Genomic DNA, 23,591 nt, shown 5'->3' on the forward strand with positions numbered 1-23,591 from the left:
GGGTGACTGAGCGAGGTCGTTCAACGATTCACTTAGTCACTTAGCTACTCAGTCACTCTCAGGTGAGTCAAGGACGATGGTGACGGGGCCGTCGTTGAGCAAGCGTACTTTCATATCGGCGCCAAACTCGCCGGTAGCTACTGGCTGACCGAGGAGCTTCTCTAGCATTCGCACAAACTGTTCGTAGAGGGGAATGGCAATGGGCGGCGGCGCCGCACCTAGGTAGCTAGGCCGGTTACCTTTACGAGCGTCGGCAAGCAGCGTGAACTGGCTTACGATGAGCACTTGCCCCCCGATATCCTGCACGCTGCGGTTCATCTTGCCCTCTTCGTCGCCGAAGATGCGCATTTGCACCAGTTTACGTGCTATCCATTCGAGGGCGCGCGTGTCGTCAGTCGGAGCAAAGCCCGCGAGTACCAACAAGCCAGGCCCAATTTCACCCGTAACTCGCCCCTCAACGGTGACATTGGCCTCGCTGACGCGTTGAATGACTACTCTCATGGGTTATGGTGGCTATTAAAAGCGAAATGTAGTGCGAAGCTTCCACTTTGCCCGCCACCTAGGTTACGGCGAAGTGTCGCGTGCAAGTCCTTACTTGCGCCCCGATAAATACTAGATGGTACCTGTTGCATGAATAAAGCGCTGTGGCTCCTGGGAGCGTTGCTGATCGTCACGGCAGTGCGGCTGCATGGGTTGGAAGCCGCGGCATTACCCGACTACGACTCGGTACGCAACTGGCAGATTGTGCAAGAAGTAGCACATGGCAACCTCCGCAACCTTTTTCACCACGGCAGCCCCGGCTTCTCGTTTCTCTACGCACCCGTGGCGTGGTTTACCACCGATTTTTACGTTTTTCAATACCTGAATGCCTTGGTGGCCGTAGCTGCCGTTGGCTGGTTGACGCTCTTTGTTAGCAGAGCGGCAGCGTTAGCGGGGTACGAAAGTGCACTGCTTGCGCTCTTCGTTGGCACTTCGGTATTCCTCACGTTTTCGGGGCGCGATTTTACGATGGGCTCCTGGAGCTTGGTGGCTTTCACAGGTTTGCTCCAGGCTTACTACTGTCGTTTACAGCAAGCTACACCTAGGTCGTTGTTGCGAGCGGCAGTCTGGGTCGCCATTGGCTTGTGCATCAATTACAAGTTTCTGCTCACGTTGCCTATTCTATTGGTTTTTGAGCTGTTGCAACAAGATGGGCTGTTGTTTCAGCCGCGCAATTTGCTGCGCGTGGCTGGCATATTGGCCGCTCCTTATGTCGTATTAGCTGGCGTCAGTTGGCTGGTAGGGTTACAATGGTACCGCTGGCTAGGTGTGTATTACAATATCATGCGCCCTGGCGCCCCGAATGCCGCTGGACGGCTAGGTATGACCCAGACGCATTTGGATGCGTTTTACTACTTCAAATACATCCGCGACTTCGAGTCGCCACTGATTCTGCTAGCCGTGCTAGTTGTTCCCGTGTTGTGGAGACGGTTGCTGTTTCAGCGGCTGAAGCAGCCTAATTTGGTTCGCTACCTAGCTATCTGGGTTTACTGCTTTCTCGCGGGTATGTCGTTGTTGCTAAAAGCACCGCGCGGGCTGCTGCTGATTTACGGGCTGCTGTACGTACTGGCCTTTTTGAGTTTGCGCCGGGTCCTCGACCGGCGTTGGTGGGCGTTGGTGTTGGTAATAGGGGTTGCCGTTGTATTCAACCTGCGCCGTATCCAGCAGGAGGTGTATGCCTACACGCCTAGCAGCTATCCGAAAGTGGCAGGGTGGCTACGCCGCCATAATGCTTTACCCGTAGTGAGCACCGTAGGGTTAGGAGTAGCGCCGTTTGTAGCACCCAGCACAATGGCTGTCATCATCAAAGAGGAGGAGCTATTGACGTTGCGTGAGCAAGGCTACCGGTATGTGCTGCTCGATGCCTATTGGCGTGTAACCAACGTGCGCAACTTCGATTTACTGCGGAAGGTACCAGCCGTGGCTGCCTGGCCAGAACCCATGCTCACCGCTCCGTTGCTTTTTCTGGAGCATTCTGAGTACACGAGCCTAGGTTACGAAGAAACGCTTGCTCTCCAGCGAACCGCTAGTCGTGACTCGTTTCAGCTGCGAGTTATTCCCATTCCTCAGCCCTAGCTCACCGCCTGATCTGTAAGCTATCCAGACGATGCTGATAGCGTCGTGCATTCTGCTTGTGTTGGGCGTACGTCTCGGCGAAGTCGGAGTAGCCGCTGCCGTCAGGACGGGCGCAAAAGAAGTAATAGTTGTGTGCCATGGGCTTGAGCACCGCATCCAAACTCTGCCGGTTTGCCGACGTGATAGGGCCTGGTGGCAGGCCTTTGTGTTTGTAAGTATTGTAGGGCGAATCGACGAGCTTATCCTTGTTTAAGACCCGCCTCACGCCAAAGTTGCCGATGGCCCAAAGCAGCGTAGGGTCGGCTTGCAGGCGCATACCCCGGTGCAGCCGATTAAGGTAGACGCCCGCAATAACAGGTTTGTCTTCGGGCTTGGCCGTTTCGCGTTGTACGATGCTGGCTAGCACATGCACCTCCGTGGGCGACAAACCTAGGGAGTCGGCCCGGCGCTGACGCTTCGAGGTCCAGAACCGACGGTGCATAGCCGCCGCCGAATCAAGAAACTGCTCGGCTGAAGTATTCCACAAAAAGCGGTAGGGACCCGGCAAAAACAGCGTCAGAATAGTCGTCGTGTCAAGGTGATAACGACGTTGCAGAAAGGTGTTGCTACGCAGTAAGTGGCGCAACTTGCTTGAGTCAGCTTCCAGCTGCCGGGCAACTTGGCGGGCGAGCTGGGGTTTGTACTTGAAAGCATCTAGCTGAAACGCTACCGTATCCTGCTGGCCTAGCATCAACTTATCCAGCAGATCAGCGTTGCTAGCCCCGAAGTTCAACAAATAGCGGCCGGGTCGCACGTGTTCGGGATAGCCGCGCCGCTCGGCTAGCCAGGCAAACGTTGCGGGTTCCTCCAATAGCTCTTGCTTCTCAAGAGAAGCCAACACATCCTGAAAGGAAGCGCCAGTGCGGATATACAGATAAGCGGGTCCGAAAGGGGACGCCACTACGTTGGGCTTCCATTGGATGCGCCATGCTCGGTAAAGACCTAGGCCTCCAAGCAGCAAAAGAAAGAATAGTAAAATCGTCGCGATGCGACGCCGTAATTGGGTGGAAATAGAAGAACGCAAAACAAGGAATTAGACGACAGATCAAGGCTTGATCGCCTTAGCAGCGACACGTTGCCACGCAAACGCGTAATCACCAGTAGGTAGTTCGCGAATATGAAAGGTACGAACTGCTGCCGCAGGAGCTGCCGCGAAAGCAGCTCGCACCGCTTCGGCTTGGTCACCAGTGCAGCCCGCTTTGGTCATCCAGTCGTTGAGATGCATGGCAATGTCACTCGTCGGTTCGCAGAGAGCCGTCACATGTAAGCCAGCTGCTTCCAGCGCCTCCTGCCATTCCTGCGGAGCTAGGTTCCGCATGTGCGAGGGGTCACGTAGGGCTTCTACTCGGTTCTGCCACTCATTCACTTCCGGCTCTTCGTCGGGCACGCACGTATCGGCGAGCAAGAAGCGCCCGTGCGGACGCAGCACACGCTTCACCTCGCTCAAAAACTGCGGTATGGATTGGAAATGGTGCGGGGCAATTCGGCATGTTACGATCGAGAAGGTCTCATCGGCAAAAGGCAACGCTTCCGCGGCTCCTTGCTGCCACGTCACATTGTCGACGTGCTGCGCCACTTGTTGCTGCCGTGCCTGCTCCAGCATGCCCGTCGATACATCAATACCCACCACCGATTGGACGAAAGGCGCAAAAGCTAGGGCGGTAAAGCCCGTACCAGTTGCTACATCTAGCACCAGGTCATCGGGCTGGCATTCGGCTTGCTCTAGTAGCCAGTTGAGCGCGATACCTGTCCAGGAATTCCACTGCGCATTGTAGTGGCTGGCTTGACGATCAAACTGTTCTTGGGCAGAGCGAGTGGGCATAATAGAAAGGCTGTAAATCAAAGGAAACAGCTTACCAAGTGTTTCCTGTACCGAAGCTAGCCTAGCTAGGTTACAACGCAAAAGGCTCGGCTACTAAGCTATACGGTAGCTCATGCCGCTCGGCCGTTTCCCGCAAAATGGTTTGTTGCCAGGGGCGCAGTACCCGCTCCGCACCTAGTTCAATGATATCCGCAATCAGCCGATTAGACAACACCAAATTGGCCACATAGCCATTGATGTCGTTGGTGATGTGCGTTTTTAGGCTAGTCAGTAATTGCTCGCGAGCATCGGCGCGCGCCGCTTTTTCGCCGCTAAGCCGCCGCCGAAATGGGAACCGCCGCTGCTCAGTCGGTAGAGGCGGCTCCGGCACCGACACAAAGTTATCGGGCGATAAGGCCGCCAGTTGATCTAGGTATGGAGAGCGTTTCAGCTCCGGGTGCAAGCCGCGCGTGGCTTTCCAGTCCGTCGCATCGAGTGGCATAGCGCGCACCAGCTCTGGGAGGCGGTCGTTGGCAAACACCATGTAAGGAGGCCGGTCAAGCTCTTTTGCTATTCGGTCGCGGAGCATATACAGGTCGCGAAAGAGCGGCATCTCATTCGGCTGAATACGATATTTACCTGCAATGCGTAAGTACGGGCGCTCGTCGCGAACGTAGCGTACGTCTTCCAGCGCTTTGTTCTCCTCTTCGGCCCAGTGCAGGCGCCCCAGCGAAGCTAGCTTGGCCGCGAGCCGGTCGCTAAGCTCGAACAGGTACAGCACATCATTAGCCGCATAGAGCTTCTGCGCTTCCGTAAGTGGACGCTTGAGCCAATTCGATTTCTGCTCGCCCTTATCTACTTCCAAACCTAGCTCCGCCTGAATCAGACGACCCAGAGAAATATTGTTGTCCGATTCGCCTAGCAGCGTGTACTGCACGCTGGTATCCGTGATGTGGCGTACGTGCACGTCGTAAAGCTCATCCAGCAGCAGAATGTCGGACTTGCAACTGTGAAATACCTTCTCAATGCCTGGATCCCGCAGCAAAACCCAAATGGGCTCTAGCTCATGAGCTGGGTTGGTTAGCGGAATAGGATCTATGAGGTAGACCTTCTGACCGTCGTAGATCTGGATAAGAGCTAAGTTGCGTCCATACCGATGGCGCATGTCGTCAAACTCCAGGTCAACCGCGAGGCGTGAGCTAGCTCCTAGAATGTCGGCTGCTTGTTGAACGCCGGCTGAGGTAGTTAGGTACTGAATGTCCGTCATTAAGAATGGGATAATACAAGGCTAGAACCAGGGGAATATGCAGATAAAACACTGGTTTTGGACAGAGTAAAGGTAGGAAGCTGGCGTGGGGAAAGCCAATTCTCCTAACTCTTCTGCGTCAACTGCTTAGAAAGTAGCCCCAATCTGCTGGATTGAGTGAATGAGATGAGTTAATAAAAACGCATAAAAAGACAGCCTAATATGCTGCTTGCTAAGTAGCTACTTCTTGCTTTATGCTTATATAATGTGGTATTAAATGAATATTAAAATACGGTTAAACTTTAAAGAAAAAAAGAAGAGTTCATGCAGTCAAATAAAACTTTCCCTAATAGATTTGCATTCCTACCTGTTCCGACCTGAACGCAATACTAGTTATTGGCCTCCTTTTCTGCTGATTTGTTAGCTGCATATTCTGGATTGTTGCATTTAGGCGCTCAAAGTCTGCGGGATGTGATGTGCGCGCCAATCGTCTAAGGGGGCCTGTGAAGTTGTGTTGTTAGTAGAATCCTTCCTTTCCTTTTTTTCTCAAATTCTGCCATCTCAACCGTTGGCAGCCTTTTTCACTTTAACCGGCTTGCAGGCCACGTTTGATGAAACAAAAGTTTTTACTCACCTTGATTTGGTGCCTGTTGGTGTCCGTGGCGTGGGCACAAACCCGTAGCGTAAGCGGACGGGTAACTGGTCCTGAAGGAGCTAGCTTGCCCGGCGTAACCGTACTAGAGCGCGGCACTACCAATGGTACCAGCACCAACGTAGACGGTGCCTTCTCGCTCACTGTTCAGCCCAACGCAACCTTGGTTGTTAGCTCTATAGGCTATGAAAGCCAAACCGTTCTCGTTGGTAACAATTCGACCCTCAATGTCACGCTTAAGAGCAGCGCCACGCAGCTAAACGAAGCAGTAGTAGTTGGCTACGGCACGCAAGCGAAGGCCGACTTAACGGGCTCGATTGCTCAAGTAAGTGGCCGCGAAATTGAAAATCAGCCCGTAACGACTTTCGAACAAGCTATTCAGGGTAAGGCTGCCGGCGTGTTTATCGAAAACTCCAGCGGTAAGCTAGGGCAGTCCGTGAAGGTACGCGTGCGGGGTACTTCCTCCGTGAGTGGTGGTACGCAGCCATTGTATGTGATTGATGGTATTCCGATTGTATCGGAAAGCAACTCGGGCACCTCGGCGCCGACTAACCCCATTGCGGATCTGAACCCGAACGATATTGAGTCGATCAACATTTTGAAGGATGCCTCAGCGTCGGCTATCTACGGTTCGCGGGCTTCCAACGGGGTAATTATCATTACGACGCGTCGTGGCAAATCGGGGGCGACACACTTCAACCTAGGTTTTCAAACTGGTAGCAGCGAGCCAACTCGTCGCAAGGATTTTCTGAACTCTACCCAGTATCTTGAATTGATTCAGGAAGCTGCTGCGAACGAGAACGTACGCGACCCTTCGTTTGATTACGTTGCCTATACCAACCGTTTCCTGACGCGCTATGCAGCGGGCAACGCAGATTACGCCAATAGCGGTGTTAGTACCGATTGGCAGGACCAAGTATTGCGCAAAACGCCCTTCAGCCAGTACGACCTAAGCGCCAGCGGTGGTAACGATAAAACTCGTTTCTACCTGTCAGGCCTGTATAGCAAACAGAATGGTATCCTGGTCGGTAATAAGTTCGAGAAGATGAGCGCTCGTCTCAACCTCGATCATAAAGCGACCGATAAGTTGTCCCTAGGTGTCAACATCAACCTGTCGCGCACGGTCAACAACCGTTTGGACAATGACAACTCGTTTGGTACGCCGCTGCAAATTGTGGCCTTAACGCCGATTACGCCGTTAATTGACCCACGTACTGGCCTGCTCAGCGGCTCGCTAGACCCTGCTACGGGTTTGCCGAACACGAACTATCCGGTTTACTATAACCCGTTGCTCAGTATCAACAATGCGTACTTCAACACCACGGTTTACCGTACGCTCGGCAACGTGTTTGCGCAGTATGAGTTCATCAAAGGGCTGACCTTCCGCAGTGAGCTAGGTATCGACCTGATCAACCAGAACGAGGACAATTACTCGGGGCTGTTGACGGCACGTAACACCGATTTCACCAGCAACGGCAACGGTACGAACAGCTACTTGCAGAACAACCGCTTCACCACGAACAACTACTTCTCTTACCGGAACATCTTCGCTGAGCGGCACTCGGTAGAAGCCGTTGCGGGTATGTCTTTCGAAGGACGTAAGATCACCGCTAATAGCGTCTCTGGGCAGCAGTTTCCGAGTGATGCTTACCGCTATATTGCTAGTGCTGCGCTGATCAATGCGGGTTCGTCGTCCTCGTCGTCCAGCTCTTTGCTGTCGTACTTCGGCCGTGTAAACTATGCCTTTGCCAGCAAGTACTTGCTGACGCTAAGTGGCCGTATTGACGGTTCGTCTCGCTTCGGAAGAAACAACCAATATGGCTTCTTCCCAGCGGCTTCGATTGGCTGGATGCTTACCGAGGAGGCATTCTTAAAGGATCAAACTGTATTGAGCACGCTGAAGCCCCGGGCTAGCATTGGCAAGACGGGTAACCAAACCTTCCCTGATTTTATCTCACGTGCCTTGTATAGTGCTGGTTCGTACGCGGGCACAGCTACGCAGCGTTTAAGCCAGTTTGCCGACCCCAACCTAAAATGGGAATCGACGACGCAGATTGATGCGGGTATTGAATTTGGCTTCCTCGACAACCGTATTACCGGTGAGGTAGACGTGTATCAGAAGAAAACGGATGGCTTGGTGCTGAACGTAAACGTACCTAGCGCTGCTGGCTTAACGACTCGGTACCTGAACGTTGGTAGCCTGCAGAACAAAGGTTTCGAGTTTGTATTGACTACGCAGAACGCCGTAGGTGCCTTCACGTGGACCACAAACTTCAATGCTGCTACCAACCGCAACAAGATTACCAACCTACAAGGCCAGGTAATTGAAGGTGGTTATGTGAACCGGGCGGTAGAAGGCCAGCCTATTGGTGTGTTCTTCACAAAGGAGTACGCCGGTGTTGATCCCGCTAATGGTGATGCGCTTTACTACCTAAACACGAAGAATGCTGATGGGAGCATTAACCGCAACACCACCAGTGATTATAACGCTGCTGAGCGCATCGTGCTAGGCAACCCAAACCCCAAGTGGACGGGTGGCGTGACCAACACCCTAGGTTACAAAGGAGTTGAGCTGAACTTCACCTTCCAAGGTGTATTTGGCAATAAAGTGTTCGACGGCGGTGGGCAGTATCAGTCCGCTAACGGTAGTAACGGCTTCGATAACCAGACTGCGAATCAACTCAAGCGCTGGCAGAATCCCGGCGACATCACCGATGTGCCCCAGGCTCGTCTGTTCGAAGGTAATGGTGTTGGCAACTCTTCGCGCTACATCTATGATGGCTCGTACGTGCGTTTGAAAACCACTACCCTGAGCTATTCTTTGCCCAAAGCGCTTGTTAGCAAAGCGCATTTCGACCACGTGCGCGTGTACTTGACCGGTGTGAACCTGCTCACCTTCACCGACTACAAAGGCTGGGACCCCGAGGTAAATGCAGACTATCTGAGTGGCAACATTGCCCAAGGCAATGACTTCTACTCTGCGCCCCAGGCTAAAACATACACTATCGGTGTGAACATAGGGTTTTAAGCTAAGCCGGTTATTACGCGCTTCGCTTGTTCTCACTTTCCATGTCATCCAACAATGAAAAATACATTTCACAAACTGGCTCTAGGAACCCTGCTGCTAGCTCTGCCGCTAGTAGGGTGTGACAAGAAGCTGGATACAGAACCCGTTACTTCCATTCCGGCCGAAAACGCCTTAAATACGTCTGCCGACGTGCAGGCTGCCCTGCGAGGTGCTTACGAATTGCTTGGCAACCAGTACCTCTACGGCGGCGGCTTTCAGTATTACGCTGACCTGCTTGGTGATGCTGAGGAAGTACAATGGGGTGGCACCTTTTCCGCGCCGCGCGAAATTTTTCGCAAGTCTATCCTCGTAAACAACGGCTTTGTTGCTAGCACGTGGACCACTTCCTACCAAGCTATCAACATGGCCAATACTGTTTTGGCCAACATTGATAAGGTGACGGCAGTCAACCAAAAAGAGGTAGAAGGTGGTGCTAAGTTCGTTCGGGGTACGTTGTATTTCGAGCTAGCTCGCTTTTACGCCCGCGACTGGAATGATGGTAATCCCACGAGCAACCTAGCCGTGCCCTTGGTTCTAACGCCAACGAACCCATCGTCTCCTGACCAGACTATTGTTGCAGCAGCCCAGTTATCGCGCAATACAGTGGCCGAAGTATATGCACAGGCTATCAAAGACCTGACAGATGCTGAAACATTGTTGTCGAAGCCATCCTCGCCTACTTCCAATCTATACGCAAGTTCTTACACTGCCTCGGGTATGCTGTCGCGCGTGTATTTGCAGCAAAGTCGCTACGCCGAAGCTGCTGCCGAGGCAAACAAGGTGATTTCCTCCGGGGTATATAGCTTGGTCCCATCCCTAGCGGATGAATTTGCTTCGAAGACCAATACTTCAGAAAGCGTGTTTGATGTTCAGTTGACCACCCAAAGTGGTATCAATGACTTAAACACCTTCTACTCGTCATACGGTCGGGGTGGAGATATTAGCTTGAACGATGCGTATCTGAAACTATACGAGAAGGCAGACTCACGTGTCAGTGAAGCCTTGATCGACTACGATTCTTATCTGACCAAGAAGTTCGACAACACGCACGGTAATATCCACCTGATGCGCTTAGCCGAAATGTACCTGACGCGCGCAGAAGGCAACCTCAGAGCCGGTACCAGTGTAGGTGCTACGCCGCTAGCGGATGTAAATCGAGTACGGGCACGGGCGGAAGCTACCCCGCTGACGTCTGTCACGCTGGCTGGGGTGCTGAGTGAGCGTCACCGGGAGCTAGCTTTCGAAGGCTTCTTGCTACATGATCAGAAGCGTAACATGGTAGCTGTCGGTACACTACCCTACAACTCACCACGCTTGATCTTCCCAATCCCGCAACGGGAGCGTGATGTAAACAGCAATCTGGTGCAGAACGAAGGCTACTAACTACGCCAGCTTAATGAAGCATCAAAAAGGCCGCAACGAATTCGTTGCGGCCTTTTTCGTTTCTACGAGCCAGTACATAGAATTTATCCAGCACACTCGTTTGCTGATCTAAGCATCTCTGCGAAGCAAAAGCTTAGGGAATGAATTTCACTAACGAAGGTGAAAATTTGAATTTTCTATAAGTTTTCTAGGAAAAACTATGTGACAATTGTGGGATATATGACTTTACATAATAAATTTACATTTCCTCCTGCCCATTTATTGCGGCAACGCTAGGGGTTAGCTTCTTTTTTAAGCTGGTCTTGCTAACCTCCGGCCTAGCTTGTCGCAAGACAAATCTTGTCTCTTGCCTGATAGCGCAAGCTGGCCTTGACGTGTGTGCCTTTTCACAAGGTATTTCTGGAACACCACGGCCATGTAGGAGGTCCCTTTTGTCACTTTTCTTAGCTACTCAGCCCTCCAGCTGAGGTTTTTTACTTAACCGGCCCGCAGGGCACCCTTAATGAAACAAAAATCTCTACTCATCCTCGTATGGTGTCTGTTGCTAGCTACGGTGTCGTGGGCGCAGAATCGTACAATAACCGGTAAGGTTTCTGGCCCAGAAGGCGCTGGCCTACCGGGTGTAACCATCTTAGAGCGCGGAACTACCAACGGCACTAGCTCCAATGCCGATGGCGATTATTCGCTGACGGTAAAGCCAGGTGCTACGCTGGTGTTCAGCTCCATCGGTATGGAAAGCCAGACTGTGACAGTCGGCTCATCATCAGCTCTGAACGTGACGCTGAAGAGCAATGCCACGGAACTGAACGAAGCGGTAGTAGTTGGCTACGGCCAGCAGTCGAAAGCCGACTTAACGGGTTCTATCACTCAAATCAGTGGCCGCGACGTACAGGACCAACCGGTACAAAGCTTCGAGCAAGCTATTCAGGGCAAAGCGCCGGGCGTTTTCATTGAAAATAGCAGCGGCAAGCTAGGGCAGGGCATCAAGGTGCGTGTGCGCGGCACGAGCTCTGTGAGTGCCGGTACGCAGCCGCTGTATGTGGTCGATGGTATTCCGGTGATTTCCGACAACCTGTCGGGTACGTCGGGCCCTACTAACCCTATTGCCGACCTCAACCCCAACGATATCGAAAGTATTTCTATTCTGAAGGATGCTTCGGCTTCGGCCATCTATGGCTCGCGAGGGGCCAATGGCGTCGTGCTCATCACCACTCGACGGGGCCGCACAGGCCAAACGCGCTTTACCCTAGGGTATCAAACGGGCCGGAGCACGCCTACGCACAAGAAAGACTTTCTGAACGCAACCGAGTACGTGGAGCTTCTACGCGAAGCTGGGGCTAACACAGGCCAAGCTGCCGCTGTGGAAACCCGTTTGCAGCGCTATGCCGCCGGTACGGATTACACCACGGGTGCCGTAAACCAGGATTGGCAAGACGAAGCTTTCCAAAAAGCGCCTTTCAACCAATACGACCTGAGCGCCAGCGGCGGCAGCGACAAAACACACTTTTACGTGTCGGGCCTCTACAGCAAGCAAAATGGTATCATCGTAGGCAACAAGTTCGAGAAGATCAGCGCGCGTTTCAACCTCGACCACAAGGTGAACGACCGCATGACCATCGGGTTGAACTTCAGCACGACCCGCACTCTAAACGACCGCCTCGCTAACGACAACGCCTTCAGCTCGCCATTGCAGATTGTGGCTTTGTCGCCGATTACTCCTCTGATCGACCCGCGTACCGGTCTGCTCAGCGGCGCCTTGGATCCGGCTACCGGTTTGCCCAGCACCAACTACCCGGTGTACTACAACCCGCTGTTGAACACGATTGGCAGTAAATTCCAAACGACGGTTTACCGGCAGCTAGGTAACGTGTTTGCCCAATACGAATTCGCCAAAGGCCTTACGTTCCGGAGTGAGCTAGGGCTGGATGTTATCAGCCAACGCGAGGAGCAGTACTACGGTCGCGTTACCCAGCGCAACTCGGGGCAAGCTGCCGGCACAGGCACTGATCGGCGCGTATTCAGCGGCCGCTACACGACTAACAACTACCTGACCTATCGGCACACATTTGCTGAAAACCACTTGGTAGAAGTAGTAGGTGGTATGTCTTACGAAGGACGAAATGCGAACAGCAACAGCATCACGGGCCAACAGTTTCCCAGTGATGCCTACACTAAGCTGTTGAGTGCTGCTGTGTACAGCAGCGGAACTTCCACCGAAACCAATAGCGCACTGCTCTCTTACTTTGCGCGCGCCAACTACTCCTTCGCCAGCAAATACCTGCTCACGCTGAGTGGTCGCGTTGATGGTTCCACCCGCTTCGGGGAAAACAACCGATACGGCTTCTTTCCGGCCGCTTCGGTTGGTTGGTTATTGACCGAAGAGCCTTTCTTGCAAGGCAATACCGTGCTGAGCATGCTAAAACCCCGCATTAGCTACGGCGCTACGGGCAACGAAAGCATTGGTGACTCTCAGTATCCGACGCTCTACTATGCTGTTGGCTACAACGGCACACCCGGACAAGCACCTTTCCAGCTAGGCAACCCCGACTTGAAGTGGGAAACGACGGTGCAGGCTGATGCGGGCATCGAATTTGGCTTCCTGAATAACCGCATTTCGGGTGAAGTAGACGTGTATCAGAAGAAAACGCACGATTTGCTGCTCAACGTGAACGTGCCCGGCACTACGGGTTTCAACTCGCAGTTCCGCAACGTCGGTAAGATGGAGAACAAGGGTATTGAAGCTACGGTCACAACGCGCAACTTAGAAGGCGCTTTCACCTGGACAACTAACCTGAACGCCTCCATCAACAGCAACAAGGTTACGGACCTACAAGGGCAAGTAATTGAAGGGGGCTTCCTGAACCGCGCAGTAGCTGGTCAACCAATCGGGGTATTCTTCGGCCGCGAATACGCCGGGGTTAATCCGGATAACGGCGATGCCTTGTATTACCTGAATACGACCAATACAGATGGCTCCGTGAATCGTGGCACTACCAATGACCCGAACGCGGCGCAGAGGGTGTTGCTTGGCAACCCCAACCCCAACTGGACGGCTGGCGCTACCAACACCGTCGCGTGGAAGGGCATCGACCTTACCTTCACCTTCCAGGGTGTGTTTGGTAACCAAGTGTACGATGGCGGCGGCCCTTATCAAGCGGCTAACGCTAGCAATGGCTACGATAACCAAACCAAAGACCAGCTACGTCGCTGGCAAAAGCCCGGTGACATCACCGACGTACCCCAGGCTCGCTTATTCGGGGGCAATGGCGTCACGGCATCATCGCGCTACGTCTACGATGGCTCGTACGTGCGCCTAAAGACGGTGACCCTAGGGTACAATCTCCCAACGACTTGGCTAAAGTACGTTAAGATGCAGTCGGCGCGCATTTACTTCAGTGGAGTGAACTTGCTCACTTTCACCGATTACAAAGGCTGGGACCCCGAGGTAAACACCGATTACTTGTCTACCTCTACTGCTACCGCTACTTCGCTCGGGCCAGGGAGCACCGCCTTGGGCAACATTTCGCAGGGTAATGATTTCTACTCGGCGCCTCAAGCAAAGACGTACACGCTCGGCATCAACATTGGCTTCTAGCCTTTCCGATCAGTGCAACGACTTCGTGCTTCTGTTCACAACGATTTGACGTTCATGAAAAAAATACTTTCTTCTCTGGCGCTAGCTACTATCCTGGGCGCGCCAGTTTTCCTCACGGGCTGCGCCAATAAAATAGACGAAATCCGACCGGTGAACTATGTAGATGCCGCAGGGGCGCTGCAAACATCGGCAGACGTAGAAGCTGCGCTCATTGGTGCTTACGACGGTCTCAGCTCCGCGGGCCTTTATGGTGGGCAGCTGCAATTCATGTCGGACCTACTCGGCGACAACGGCGAAGAGTCGTTTGTGGGTACGTTTACGCAGCCGCGCGAGGCTTTCCAAAAAACCTTGCTCATCACCAACACATTTGTGCGCGATGCGTGGCTCGACGGCTACCGGACCATCAACATCGCGAATACGGTGCTGGCAAACGTATCGAAAGTAGATGCAAGCCGCCGCGACAAGGTGGAGGGCGAAGCCAAGTTTATCCGGGCGGCCGTGTACTTCGAGCTAGTGCGGCTTTTCGGCAAAGACTGGAACGACGGTACGCCCGCTACGAACCTAGCCGTACCGTTAATCTTGGTGCCGACGGATGTAGTTGGTAGCTCGTCGCTCGTCGCACGCAATACGGTAGCGGAGGTATACGCCCAGGTCATTCAGGACCTAACAGATGCCGAAGCCAAAACGCCCGCTTCCAATGGGGTGTATGCTAACAAGGTGGCGGCACAAGGCATGCTCTCCCGCGTGTACTTGCAGCAAAACCGCTACACTGACGCCGCCGCAGCCGCTAACCGTGCCATTAGCGCCAACCTTTATGCCTTGGTTCCCAACTTCGCGGGTGAGTTTGACAATCCCGCTAACACAACCGAGGATATTTTCGCTATTCAAATAAGTGCCCAGGATGGTACGAACAGCCTGAACACGTACTACGCCAATAACCGTCGTGCCGACGTGGAGATTCAGGTCAAGCACCGTAACCTCTACGAAGCAGCTGACGACCGCGGCAAGTACTTCACAGGTATTTACACCAAGAAGTATGGCTACACGGGCGTAGCGGGCGCACAGTATCGCAATGTGAAGGTGATGCGCCTAGCGGAGCTGTACCTTACGCGGGCAGAAGCCAACTTCCGGGCAGGCACGAGCGTAGGTGCTGCGCCCCTGGCTGATGTTAACCGGGTACGGGCACGGGCGCTGCTTGCGCCCCTAACCACGCTCACGCTTGATGCGATTCTGAAAGAGCGGCACTTGGAGCTAGCTTTCGAGGGCTTCCAGCTGAATGACTTAAAGCGTAATAAGCTTCCGGTTGGGGCGCTACCTTACAACTCACCAAAGCTCGTTTTTCCAATTCCGCAGCGCGAACTGGATGTGAACCCGAACTTGGTGCAGAACGAAGGATACTTGTAATCAGTAACCGCTACTAAGTAAAAAGGCCGCTACAGCATTGTAGCGGCCTTTTTTATGGTCGGCAACCTAGGTTTGCTTATTCTTCGTCGTCCTCATCTGAAGCGTCAAAGTCTAGCTCGGAGGCTAGATCTAGGGCTTCGGCAATCACCTCGTCCATCAGCGGTTGGTTATCAGCATCTAGGGTGCGCTCGAAGAGGTTGAGCAGCTGCTCGCCTTCTTCGTTCACGTAGAGGTTGGTGTAAAGGCGCTCAAACAGCTTGGCGTCGCGGGTGATAGTGGCGTCGATGTCGGCAACGGAGCGGGCGCGCAAGGCTTTGTGCAATACTTCCATCACGCGGCGGCTTTCCTCGTGGTCACCTAGGTCGGCCAGCAGCTTTAGCAGCGACATCGCTACGCCCAAGCGCACGCGCTCGAAGCGAAAGGCTAGATCCGCTTTCGAGGCTTGCTCGAAGGCAGCGTAAGCCGTGCGCGTAGGTTCGGTGATATACGTAGTCACGTCAGCTTCAGCCCGGAAAGCAGTGCGCAGGAGCTGTTCGTAAGGATAGATTTGCATAGTAAAACAATGAAGCAGAAAGAGAGGGTAGAGGCTGTAGCGCCTGAAAGCACACAATTACATACCCAAGTGCTGTAACCCAAGGCCACAAAGGTACGATTGAATAAGTAGGCAGTAAGTGCTTAAAACGAAGTACTGCTTAAGGCTGCACATTACTCATCAAAACCTTTGACCGATGACGCACAAAGAGAAATGGCTGATTTTTGCCCCTAGTGGGCTGCTAACGATAGGGTTCGGTACTTGCTTGGTACAATGGGCAAGCTCCCTGATGCAGAAGAAAGCACCTACCCGCGACTGGGTATTGGCGGGCACTGGCGCCTTGGTGGTGCTCAACGCCGGGGTTAGCTTGTTTGGCCGTGGTGTAGCAGAAAGCGTGTTGTACCAGATTCGGGAGCAAGGTCCTTCCGCCGTGTCGGTCGACAGCATTCCTACCGAAAGCGCTGCTGTCTCTTCGGAAGAAGCTTCAGCGCTCGATTAACTACAAACTACTTTACAGGATCAAAAAGCCCGCTGGATCGTACTGGCGGGCTTTTTCGTGTAAGTCAAAAAGGGAGACCTAGGTACTACTCGTCTAGCTCAGCGGCCGCGGGCACTGTGGGCTGGCCTGCTGCCCGACGACGGCGCTCTTGGTCGTCTTCTATTGCATTAAGCTCAATGTTCAACGCATCCACTGAAATCTGAATCTCCCAGAGCGCTAGGCCTAGCGATGCTAGCAGCGCGAGCAAGCTCGCGCCAAACACAATTTCTCCGGCTAGCGTGTAGCCTGCAAAAAGCAAAAACATGCAAAGTACGCAGCCAAACATGCTGGCTGTTCCCACCGCTTGCATGTTGCGAATCAATACCAACCGCTGCCGCAGGTTCTGAATCTGCCCGAGCAGATGTGTGCTGTTTGTCGTGACATACTGAGTATTGAGCGCCCGCACCCGATTCGCTAGCGCCAGAAAGCGGTTGGTATGCGCTAGCAAGAGCAGCGATAAAGCCGGAAAAAGCAGGGCTGGCGTCGTAAGCGTGATGGTCATAAGCTGGAATGTCGGGCGCTGTAGGAGCAAGCTAGCTGCAAATTTTCTGCTAAGAGAGCCTTTTACCGTTGGCCTAGCTTATTGGAAAATGAAATAAAAAGGCATAAAAGGCAAAAGAATATCACCAAAGTAATAGAGATTCGCTGTTGTGGACCAACGTGCTTGGTTGCGTCCCGCGCAGCGTCGGTGCAGCGCCGACGCCTTGTTGCGGTCTTTTACTCCGTCTTCCTCTATTTCTCACTTCTTTTTCCGGTTTTGGTGATTAAAACTCGTACCCTCGCGACCTTTTTATTACTCTTGTTATCGTGGCAAACACGGTATAGCGTCGCCCAAAATACGCCCGCTGCGGATGCAGGTCCCTTGCTGACGCCAGCTCAGTTCTTAGGTTACCAGCTAGGTAGCCAGTTCACCCCCCACGCGCAGCTCTTGCGCTACGTCGATCATATTGTGCAGCACTCGCCCACTACCATGAAGCTGGTGCGCTACGGCGAAACGTACGAGCACAGGCCCCTGGAAGTGGTGCAGATTGCTGCCGCTAACAACTTCACGCGGCTTGAAGATATTCGGCACAACAATCTGCGCTTGGCAGGCGTGGAAAGCGGTACTCCGAGCCGTCAGATGCCGGGTGTAGTGTGGCTTAGTTACAACGTGCACGGCAACGAATCTGTATCGTCGGAAGCCGTGATGGAGGTGCTTTATGATCTAGCTAACCCGAAAGACCAGGAAGTGCAGCAATGGCTTCAAAACACGGTAGTGCTAGTCGACCCATGCGTGAACCCCGATGGCCGCGACCGGTATTCTTCCTGGTATAATCGGGTGCGCAATCAGTCGCCAAATGCCTCGCCGTATTCCTGGGAGCACCACGAGCCTTGGCCCGGCGGACGCTATAACCACTACTATTTCGACCTGAACCGCGACTGGGCTTGGCAAACGCAGCAAGAAAGCCGCCAGCGCATTGTGCTCTATAACCAATGGCTCCCGGAAGTACACGCCGACTTCCACGAAATGGGCCCTAACAACTCCTACTACTTCTCGCCGGCCGCTAAGCCCTTCCACGCTGATATTACGCCCTTCCAGCGGCAGTTTCAGAATATCATTGGCGAGTACAACGAAAAGGTCTTCGACAAGAACGGCTGGCTGTATTTCACCCGCGAAACGTATGACCTGTTTGCGCCCACCTATGGCGACACGTGGCCTACCTTCAACGGTGCTATTGGTATGACCTACGAGCAAGGTGGCGGCGGCCCCGCTGGTGTCGCTTTCGCCCGCAACGACGGCGACACGCTGACCCTAGCCCAACGGATTGCGCACCACGTGGCGGCGAGTCGTGCCACCATTCAGGCCACTGCCGAGCGCCACGACGACCTGCTGCGTGAGTTTCAGAAGTACTACGACGATGCGCGCACGAAGCCGAAGGGTGATTACAAGTCTTACGTGCTAGCGGGTACCAGCGACCCAGGTCAGCTCCGCGCTTTCACGCAGTACCTCGACCGCCAGCAGATCAAGTATGGCTATGCCCCAAAGAAAATGAAGACGCGCGGCTTCAACTACACTTCTGGTAAGGTAGAAAGTGTTGAGATTGAGCAACGTGATTTGGTAGTGAGTATGTACCAGCCCAAATCGACGCTGGTCAAGGTGCTGTTTGATCCGCAGCCGCAACTCGAAGATTCGCTTACCTATGACATTACCGCCTGGGCCTTGCCGTATTCGTTTGGGTTGAAAGCTTATGCCTTGCGCGAGAAGCTGGAGGGCACAGGAGCAGCACCATCTCAAGCAACGGTGAAAGGCAGTGGTGCTACTGCTGAGCGGCCCTATGCCTACCTAGCTCGTTGGAACAGCTTGCAGGACGTTCGCTTTCTGAGCCGCTTGTTGCAGCAAAACGTGAAAGTGCGCGTGGCAGAAGAACCATTTGAAGCCGAAGGGCAGAAATACCAGCAAGGTACGCTCGTGATTACGCGCACCGGCAACGAAAACCTAGGTTCCAAATTTGACCAGCTCGTGCGTGCTCAGGCTGATTCGTCAGGGGTGGTGGTACAAGCCGTGAAGTCAGGCTTTTCCACAACAGGTGGCGACCTAGGTTCAGGCTCCGTGCATTTTGTGAAGAAACCGAACATTGCGATAGTAGCCGGACCGGGCGTCGATCCAACCGCCTTCGGGGAAGTATGGCACTTCTTCGAGCAACAGATTGGTTACCCAGTCACAGTTCTTGGCACTGATTATCTAAGCACCGTTCCGCTTGCTAAGTTCGACGTGCTCATTTTACCCGATGGCAACTACACCGACATTTACCCCGAGCGCAACCTGGAAAACTTGAAGCAGTGGGTGCGTGGTGGCGGTAAGCTCATTGCTCTGGAAGGTGCGTCTCGCTTTCTAGCTAACAAGCGTGACTTCCTCCTAAAAACTAAACCTGCCTCTGACTCGACGGCGCAAAAGAAAACCAACCCTTATCGGCTGCTGAAACCCTACGGTAATGCCCGCCGGGAGGGCATCGAAGACCGCGTGCAGGGTAGCATCTACCGTGTACAGCTCGATAACACGCACCCGTTAGCGTTCGGCTACGGCGATACCTACTTCGCGCTTATCCGCGAACCGCTGGGCTACCGCTTTCTGGGCGAAGGCGGCTGGAACGTGGGTGTAATTAAGAAGGGTAGCTATGCCGCTGGCTTCACGGGCTCGCGGGCACGGCAGCAGCTTACTGATACGTTCGTGCTAGGTGAGCAGGAGCTAGGCCGCGGCCAAATCGTGTACCTAGGTGACAACCCACTTTTCCGGGCGTTCTGGCAAAGTGGCAAGTTACTCTTCGGCAACGCCCTCTTCTTCGTCGGACAATAAGAGCAGCTAGCTTCCGACAAACAAAAAGCCCCGCCAACTTATTGGCGGGGCTTTTATTTAAGCAACGGCGCAGATTAATTTACTACGTCTTCTGCTTTGTTTTTCACGGCTTTAGCGCCTTTTTTTACCGCGTGGCCAGTTTTCTGAGCGCCCGATTTTACGGCGTGTCCAGCTTTGTGGCCTGCTACTTTGGCGTCTTCTTTCGTGTTATGGATCTTCTGACCAGCTTCGGTGCGGCCCGTACGGCTTTCTACTTTCATAGTGCCGTTGTCACGGACAGTCGTCGTGGTTTTGGCACCGGTAGCTTCGTTTTGAACAGTAGTGCTCTGCGCGAAGGCAGCGGTCGAAAAGGCTACTGCAGCGAGTAGCAAAAGTGACTTTTTCATAAGAAATTTTAGGCTAAGGGAGAGAACCTTTAGGGCTTTATACGCACGCCACAGAAATGGTTGTGTTTGTCTAGGCCCGAGATGCAAGCGGCCATTACATCGATGATTTTACCTCTTTTTTCATTTTCTCGTGGGTGCCCTTGCCGCCTTTGTGCTCTGCCTTCATCTTAGCAGTGCCATCAGCTTTTACTTCGGTTTTCTTCTCCATTTTAGCGCCATGCGCTCCTTTCGCTTCCATTTTGGTTTCGCTCTGGGCGAACACACTGACGGAGCATACGGCCATTGCGAGGAACAAGCTTGCTTTTTTCATGGGGGCTTAACGTTTTAGTGGAACATTCAACTTACTGAGTTGAATGTTCCACTTTGCTCATGAAGAAGCTGTGAGTAATAGTATTTACTCAAGTATTTATTTGGCTCTTCGCGGATAAAGCTGAGCTAGGGCAGTAACAACGAACTATCACCGTAGCTCAGAAAGCGGTAGTTGTGCAGAAGAGCATGGTCGTATACGCGGCGCCACTCCGGACCTAGCAACGCCGACACGAGTAGTAGCAGGGTGCTTTCTGGCTGATGAAAGTTGGTAATGAGGCCTTGCACTACCCGGAATGTGTAGCCGGGCGCAATGAGTAGCTGAGTAGTGGCTTGCACGCTGTCTAGCTCCTGCGCCTCTAGGTAGCTAAGAATCGCTTGTAGCGCCTCGGCAGTAGTCGGGTGCGGCATATCTTCGTACGGCTGCCACTGTCCTACGTGCAGATTAGCCAGAACAGTAGCTGAATTTTGCGCCAAGAATGCGCCTAACCAGTATAGACTTTCTAACGTCCGTAGACTAGTAGTGCCTACGGCAATGATGGGCCCTGTGGTATGGGATAGTAACTGCCTCAGTAAGCTAGCTTCCACGGTAATAGGTTCGCCGTGCATCGCGTGGCCTACCATTTGATCAGCTTTCACCGGCTGAAATGTGCCAGCACCCACGTGCAACGTTACGCGGCCAGTCGCAATGCCGAGAGAAGCTAGGTCGGCAAACACTGCGTCTGAGAAGTGCAAGCCAGCTGTAGGCGCAGCTACCGCGCCCTCATGCGCAGCATACACCGTCTGATAACGTATGGCATCCACATCGGTGTCAGCGCGGTGCAGGTAAGGTGGAAGCGGCAAATGCCCTGCGGCCCGCAGCACCTCCGCAAAGGGTAGCGTTTCCGGTGTCCAAGAAAACTGAATTAACGCGTAGCCATCACCGGTTTCCAATCGTTCGGCCGTAAGAACAGCGTCTTGCCCATCTGCACTGAAAGCTAGGGTAACTGGGCCGCTTTTCCAGCGTTTGCCGTTGCCCACCAAGCACTTCCAAACGCAACTTCCTGTCTGTTGCATCGCAGGCTCAATGGCACGATGCGGCGCGACGGGTTCCAAGCAGAACAGCTCGACCAAACCGCCCGTCGGCTTCTGGCAAAATAGCCGGGCGCGCACCACTTTGGTATCATTAAAGATAAGCAACGAACCAGCCGGTAGCTCGGTCGGAAGGTCGTAAAAGTGCCGGTCCGTAATCTGACCATTGCGCCATACCAACAAACGCGAATGGTCGCGGTCGGGGAGAGGCTCGGCGGCAATGCGCTCGGGCGGCAGTTGATAGGTAAAATCGTGGATAGAAAGCTGGCGCGGATCGATAGAAGCAGACATACCACAAAGGTACGAGCAAGGCTGCACGTCGGCACAATTAGCAAGAACTGCTAGGATAGCCTAGGAACTCTTACAGCTTCGTCTGATCTGCTTTCCGGAAAAACAGCAAATGCTGTTGAGGCAGTACCTCCACATTCTTGTCGAATTCCAAACCAATCGAATCCATTTCTTTGCGGGCCTGTTCGATGCTCATCTTATGGATGCGCTTGATAGGGACATCGGGGTCTTCGGCCCGGTATTCGGCCAGTACCACCCGTCCAGTTGGCGTAAGGGAGTTCTTGATAGCGCGCATCATCTCACGTGGATGATCAAACTCGTGGTACGCATCCACAATAAGCACTACATCGACGGTACCCGCCGGCAAGTTGGGGTCTTTCGTGGTGCCTAGCACTGGCTCCACATTTTTGGCCTTATTGCGCGCTTTATTTTCCTGCAAAGCACTGATCATCTCAGGCTGAATATCTACGGCCAATACTTTACCCTTCGGCACTAGCGGGCTGATCCGGAAGGAAAAATAGCCAGTACCCGCGCCGATGTCAGCTACCACGTCCGTTGGCTTGAGGTCAAGCTCGTGTAATAGCGCCGCAGTTCCTTCTTCCTCACCACGATCAGAGCGCTCAAGCCAGCCAGCTCCTTCGTGGCCCATCACATGCGCAATCTGACGACCATGGTAGTACTTGCTGATGCCATTTGGGTCAGTAGCCGGTCGCAGTTCATAGCCGGTAGAATCGGCCAGCACTTCAATGCGTGGCGAATCATTCGCAAAAGCAGCGCTGCTCTCAGTAGGCGGCGGTGTGCAGGCAACCTGCAACAACAACATACTGGGAACTAACAGAAGCCTCAAAAACGGGGAAGAGCAATGCATAGGGAGGTATTCACTACAAGCCTTCAAACCAAACATCACTTGTCTGAGAAGGGTTCGGCTGTGGCCTTGCCTTCCTCATTACAACGCACCGAAGCTAGCTTTACTTGTACTTGCAAGCTAAAAAAGCAAAATGATAGCGCAAGCTTCTATTGATGAGCCAGAGGGTAATGTAAGAGAAGCTAGCTCAACAAGTAAGTATTCTGAGTAACAGCTAGGTAATATAAATTCTTGCATTTTTAATACCGTCAACTGCGGCCAACCTGTACTTTTACGCGTATAGGCCACTGTTCAATCTCTTTTTTCACCTCCAAACTCTTCCTTATGATGACAAAAGTCCACACCAAATGCCTTGGTTACGTGACGTCGGCAGTTCTATTTGCCGCATCGCTCACTAGCTGTAATCGTGCTGAGTACGCCATGCTGCCCAAGACGTCGTCGTACCACGGCACTGCTAGCACGCGCGCTGTAGCAACGGCACCTGTAGCCCCTGAAGCAGTCGCTCCCGCTACGGTAGAAGCAACTCCTGTGGCAGCACCTGCTACAGAGGTTAGCGCTCCGCAAACTGCAGCCGTAGTGGCTGCACAGCCAGTAGCAACTCAGGCCGCAGTTGTAGCTTCTACTGCTCCCGCTGCAAAAGCCGAAGTTGCTAAGCCTGCAAAAGCTCCCAAGTTAAACTTCATGCAGAAAGCTGTGGTGCAGAAGGTGATGAAGAAGGCGGATAAACTCGCTAACAAAGCGCAGTTCAAGAAACATACTGAAACAGCTGATACCAAGCGCATATCCGGAAAACTTCGCACAGGTCTTCTTCTGATACTGGCAGGTTTGATTCTGGAATTGCTAGGTGGCATTTCTGGTCTGTTCTACGTGCTAGGTAGCATCTTGGTAATCGTTGGTATCGTTGTTCTGATCCTCTGGTTACTTGATGAGTTGTAAGCCATTATAGACAACACACAAAAAAGCCCGACT

Annotated in this window: 18 protein-coding genes; 8 read left to right on the top strand and 10 right to left on the bottom strand. The window is 53.2% G+C overall.

Annotated features, from left to right (window positions below):
* Positions 1-48: 48 nt before the first annotated feature.
* On the bottom strand, positions 49-501 hold the full coding sequence (gene dtd / locus SD425_RS05910; RefSeq protein ID WP_324676407.1) for a D-aminoacyl-tRNA deacylase: 453 nt from the start codon (positions 499-501) through the stop codon (positions 49-51).
* A gap of 129 nt (positions 502-630) precedes the next feature.
* On the opposite strand from dtd, the gene SD425_RS05915 reads away from it, so the two are divergent.
* Positions 631-2,115, top strand: a complete 1,485-nt coding sequence (locus SD425_RS05915) for a hypothetical protein (protein ID WP_324676410.1) — start codon at positions 631-633, stop codon at positions 2,113-2,115.
* A 1-nt stretch (position 2,116) separates the two neighbouring features.
* Here the strand turns inward: SD425_RS05915 and mltG are convergent, their stop codons facing one another.
* The 3 genes from mltG to SD425_RS05930 all read right to left on the bottom strand — a co-directional run bounded on the left by mltG (position 2,117) and on the right by SD425_RS05930 (position 5,222).
* Positions 2,117-3,178: an endolytic transglycosylase MltG gene (mltG, locus tag SD425_RS05920; protein ID WP_324676412.1), complete on the bottom strand. Its 1,062-nt coding sequence runs from the start codon at positions 3,176-3,178 to the stop codon at positions 2,117-2,119.
* Positions 3,179-3,199: 21 nt separating this feature from the next.
* Positions 3,200-3,976 carry a class I SAM-dependent methyltransferase gene (locus SD425_RS05925; RefSeq protein ID WP_324676414.1) on the bottom strand — a complete coding sequence of 259 codons (777 nt, stop codon included), beginning with the start codon at positions 3,974-3,976 and terminating at the stop codon, positions 3,200-3,202.
* 70 nt (positions 3,977-4,046) lie between these two features.
* Positions 4,047-5,222 (bottom strand): ribonuclease D, encoded by a 1,176-nt coding sequence (locus SD425_RS05930; protein WP_324676416.1) that lies wholly within the window; start codon positions 5,220-5,222, stop codon positions 4,047-4,049.
* 590 nt (positions 5,223-5,812) lie between these two features.
* Here SD425_RS05930 and SD425_RS05935 point away from each other — a divergent pair.
* The 4 genes from SD425_RS05935 (at position 5,813) to SD425_RS05950 (ending at position 15,302) form a co-directional block, all read left to right on the top strand.
* Positions 5,813-8,881, top strand: a complete 3,069-nt coding sequence (locus tag SD425_RS05935; protein ID WP_324676418.1) for a TonB-dependent receptor — start codon at positions 5,813-5,815, stop codon at positions 8,879-8,881.
* A 54-nt stretch (positions 8,882-8,935) separates the two neighbouring features.
* Positions 8,936-10,303, top strand: coding sequence for a RagB/SusD family nutrient uptake outer membrane protein (locus tag SD425_RS05940; RefSeq protein WP_324676420.1), 1,368 nt, complete (start codon positions 8,936-8,938; stop codon positions 10,301-10,303).
* 502 nt (positions 10,304-10,805) lie between these two features.
* Entirely contained in the window at positions 10,806-13,898 is a 3,093-nt protein-coding gene (locus tag SD425_RS05945) for a TonB-dependent receptor (protein WP_324676422.1), read from the top strand.
* 54 nt (positions 13,899-13,952) lie between these two features.
* Positions 13,953-15,302 carry a RagB/SusD family nutrient uptake outer membrane protein gene (locus SD425_RS05950; protein WP_324676424.1) on the top strand — a complete coding sequence of 450 codons (1,350 nt, stop codon included), beginning with the start codon at positions 13,953-13,955 and terminating at the stop codon, positions 15,300-15,302.
* 76 nt (positions 15,303-15,378) lie between these two features.
* Here the strand turns inward: SD425_RS05950 and SD425_RS05955 are convergent, their stop codons facing one another.
* A complete protein-coding gene (locus SD425_RS05955; RefSeq protein WP_324676427.1) occupies positions 15,379-15,855 on the bottom strand; it encodes a hypothetical protein in 477 nt (158 codons plus the stop codon).
* 175 nt (positions 15,856-16,030) lie between these two features.
* On the opposite strand from SD425_RS05955, the gene SD425_RS05960 reads away from it, so the two are divergent.
* Positions 16,031-16,333: a hypothetical protein gene (locus tag SD425_RS05960; RefSeq protein WP_324676429.1), complete on the top strand. Its 303-nt coding sequence runs from the start codon at positions 16,031-16,033 to the stop codon at positions 16,331-16,333.
* An 85-nt stretch (positions 16,334-16,418) separates the two neighbouring features.
* Here SD425_RS05960 and SD425_RS05965 read toward each other — a convergent pair whose 3' ends face one another.
* Entirely contained in the window at positions 16,419-16,874 is a 456-nt protein-coding gene (locus SD425_RS05965; RefSeq protein ID WP_324676431.1) for a DUF2721 domain-containing protein, read from the bottom strand.
* A gap of 297 nt (positions 16,875-17,171) precedes the next feature.
* Here SD425_RS05965 and SD425_RS05970 point away from each other — a divergent pair, with 297 nt between their 5' ends.
* Positions 17,172-19,706 carry a M14 family metallopeptidase gene (locus SD425_RS05970; protein WP_324676433.1) on the top strand — a complete coding sequence of 845 codons (2,535 nt, stop codon included), beginning with the start codon at positions 17,172-17,174 and terminating at the stop codon, positions 19,704-19,706.
* A 74-nt stretch (positions 19,707-19,780) separates the two neighbouring features.
* On the opposite strand, the gene SD425_RS05975 is transcribed toward SD425_RS05970, so the two are convergent.
* From SD425_RS05975 to SD425_RS05990, 4 genes are all read right to left on the bottom strand, one after another.
* Positions 19,781-20,092 (bottom strand): hypothetical protein, encoded by a 312-nt coding sequence (locus tag SD425_RS05975; protein WP_324676435.1) that lies wholly within the window; start codon positions 20,090-20,092, stop codon positions 19,781-19,783.
* Between the two features lie 94 nt (positions 20,093-20,186).
* A complete protein-coding gene (locus tag SD425_RS05980; RefSeq protein WP_324676437.1) occupies positions 20,187-20,402 on the bottom strand; it encodes a hypothetical protein in 216 nt (71 codons plus the stop codon).
* A gap of 125 nt (positions 20,403-20,527) precedes the next feature.
* Positions 20,528-21,760, bottom strand: coding sequence for an S-adenosylmethionine:tRNA ribosyltransferase-isomerase (locus tag SD425_RS05985; RefSeq protein WP_324676439.1), 1,233 nt, complete (start codon positions 21,758-21,760; stop codon positions 20,528-20,530).
* 70 nt (positions 21,761-21,830) lie between these two features.
* Positions 21,831-22,580 carry a class I SAM-dependent methyltransferase gene (locus SD425_RS05990; RefSeq protein WP_324676442.1) on the bottom strand — a complete coding sequence of 250 codons (750 nt, stop codon included), beginning with the start codon at positions 22,578-22,580 and terminating at the stop codon, positions 21,831-21,833.
* A gap of 366 nt (positions 22,581-22,946) precedes the next feature.
* Here SD425_RS05990 and SD425_RS05995 point away from each other — a divergent pair, with 366 nt between their 5' ends.
* Positions 22,947-23,558, top strand: coding sequence for a hypothetical protein (locus SD425_RS05995; protein ID WP_324676444.1), 612 nt, complete (start codon positions 22,947-22,949; stop codon positions 23,556-23,558).
* Positions 23,559-23,591: the final 33 nt, after the last annotated feature.

This window comes from Hymenobacter sp. GOD-10R, assembly GCF_035609205.1.
GTDB lineage: Bacteria > Bacteroidota > Bacteroidia > Cytophagales > Hymenobacteraceae > Hymenobacter.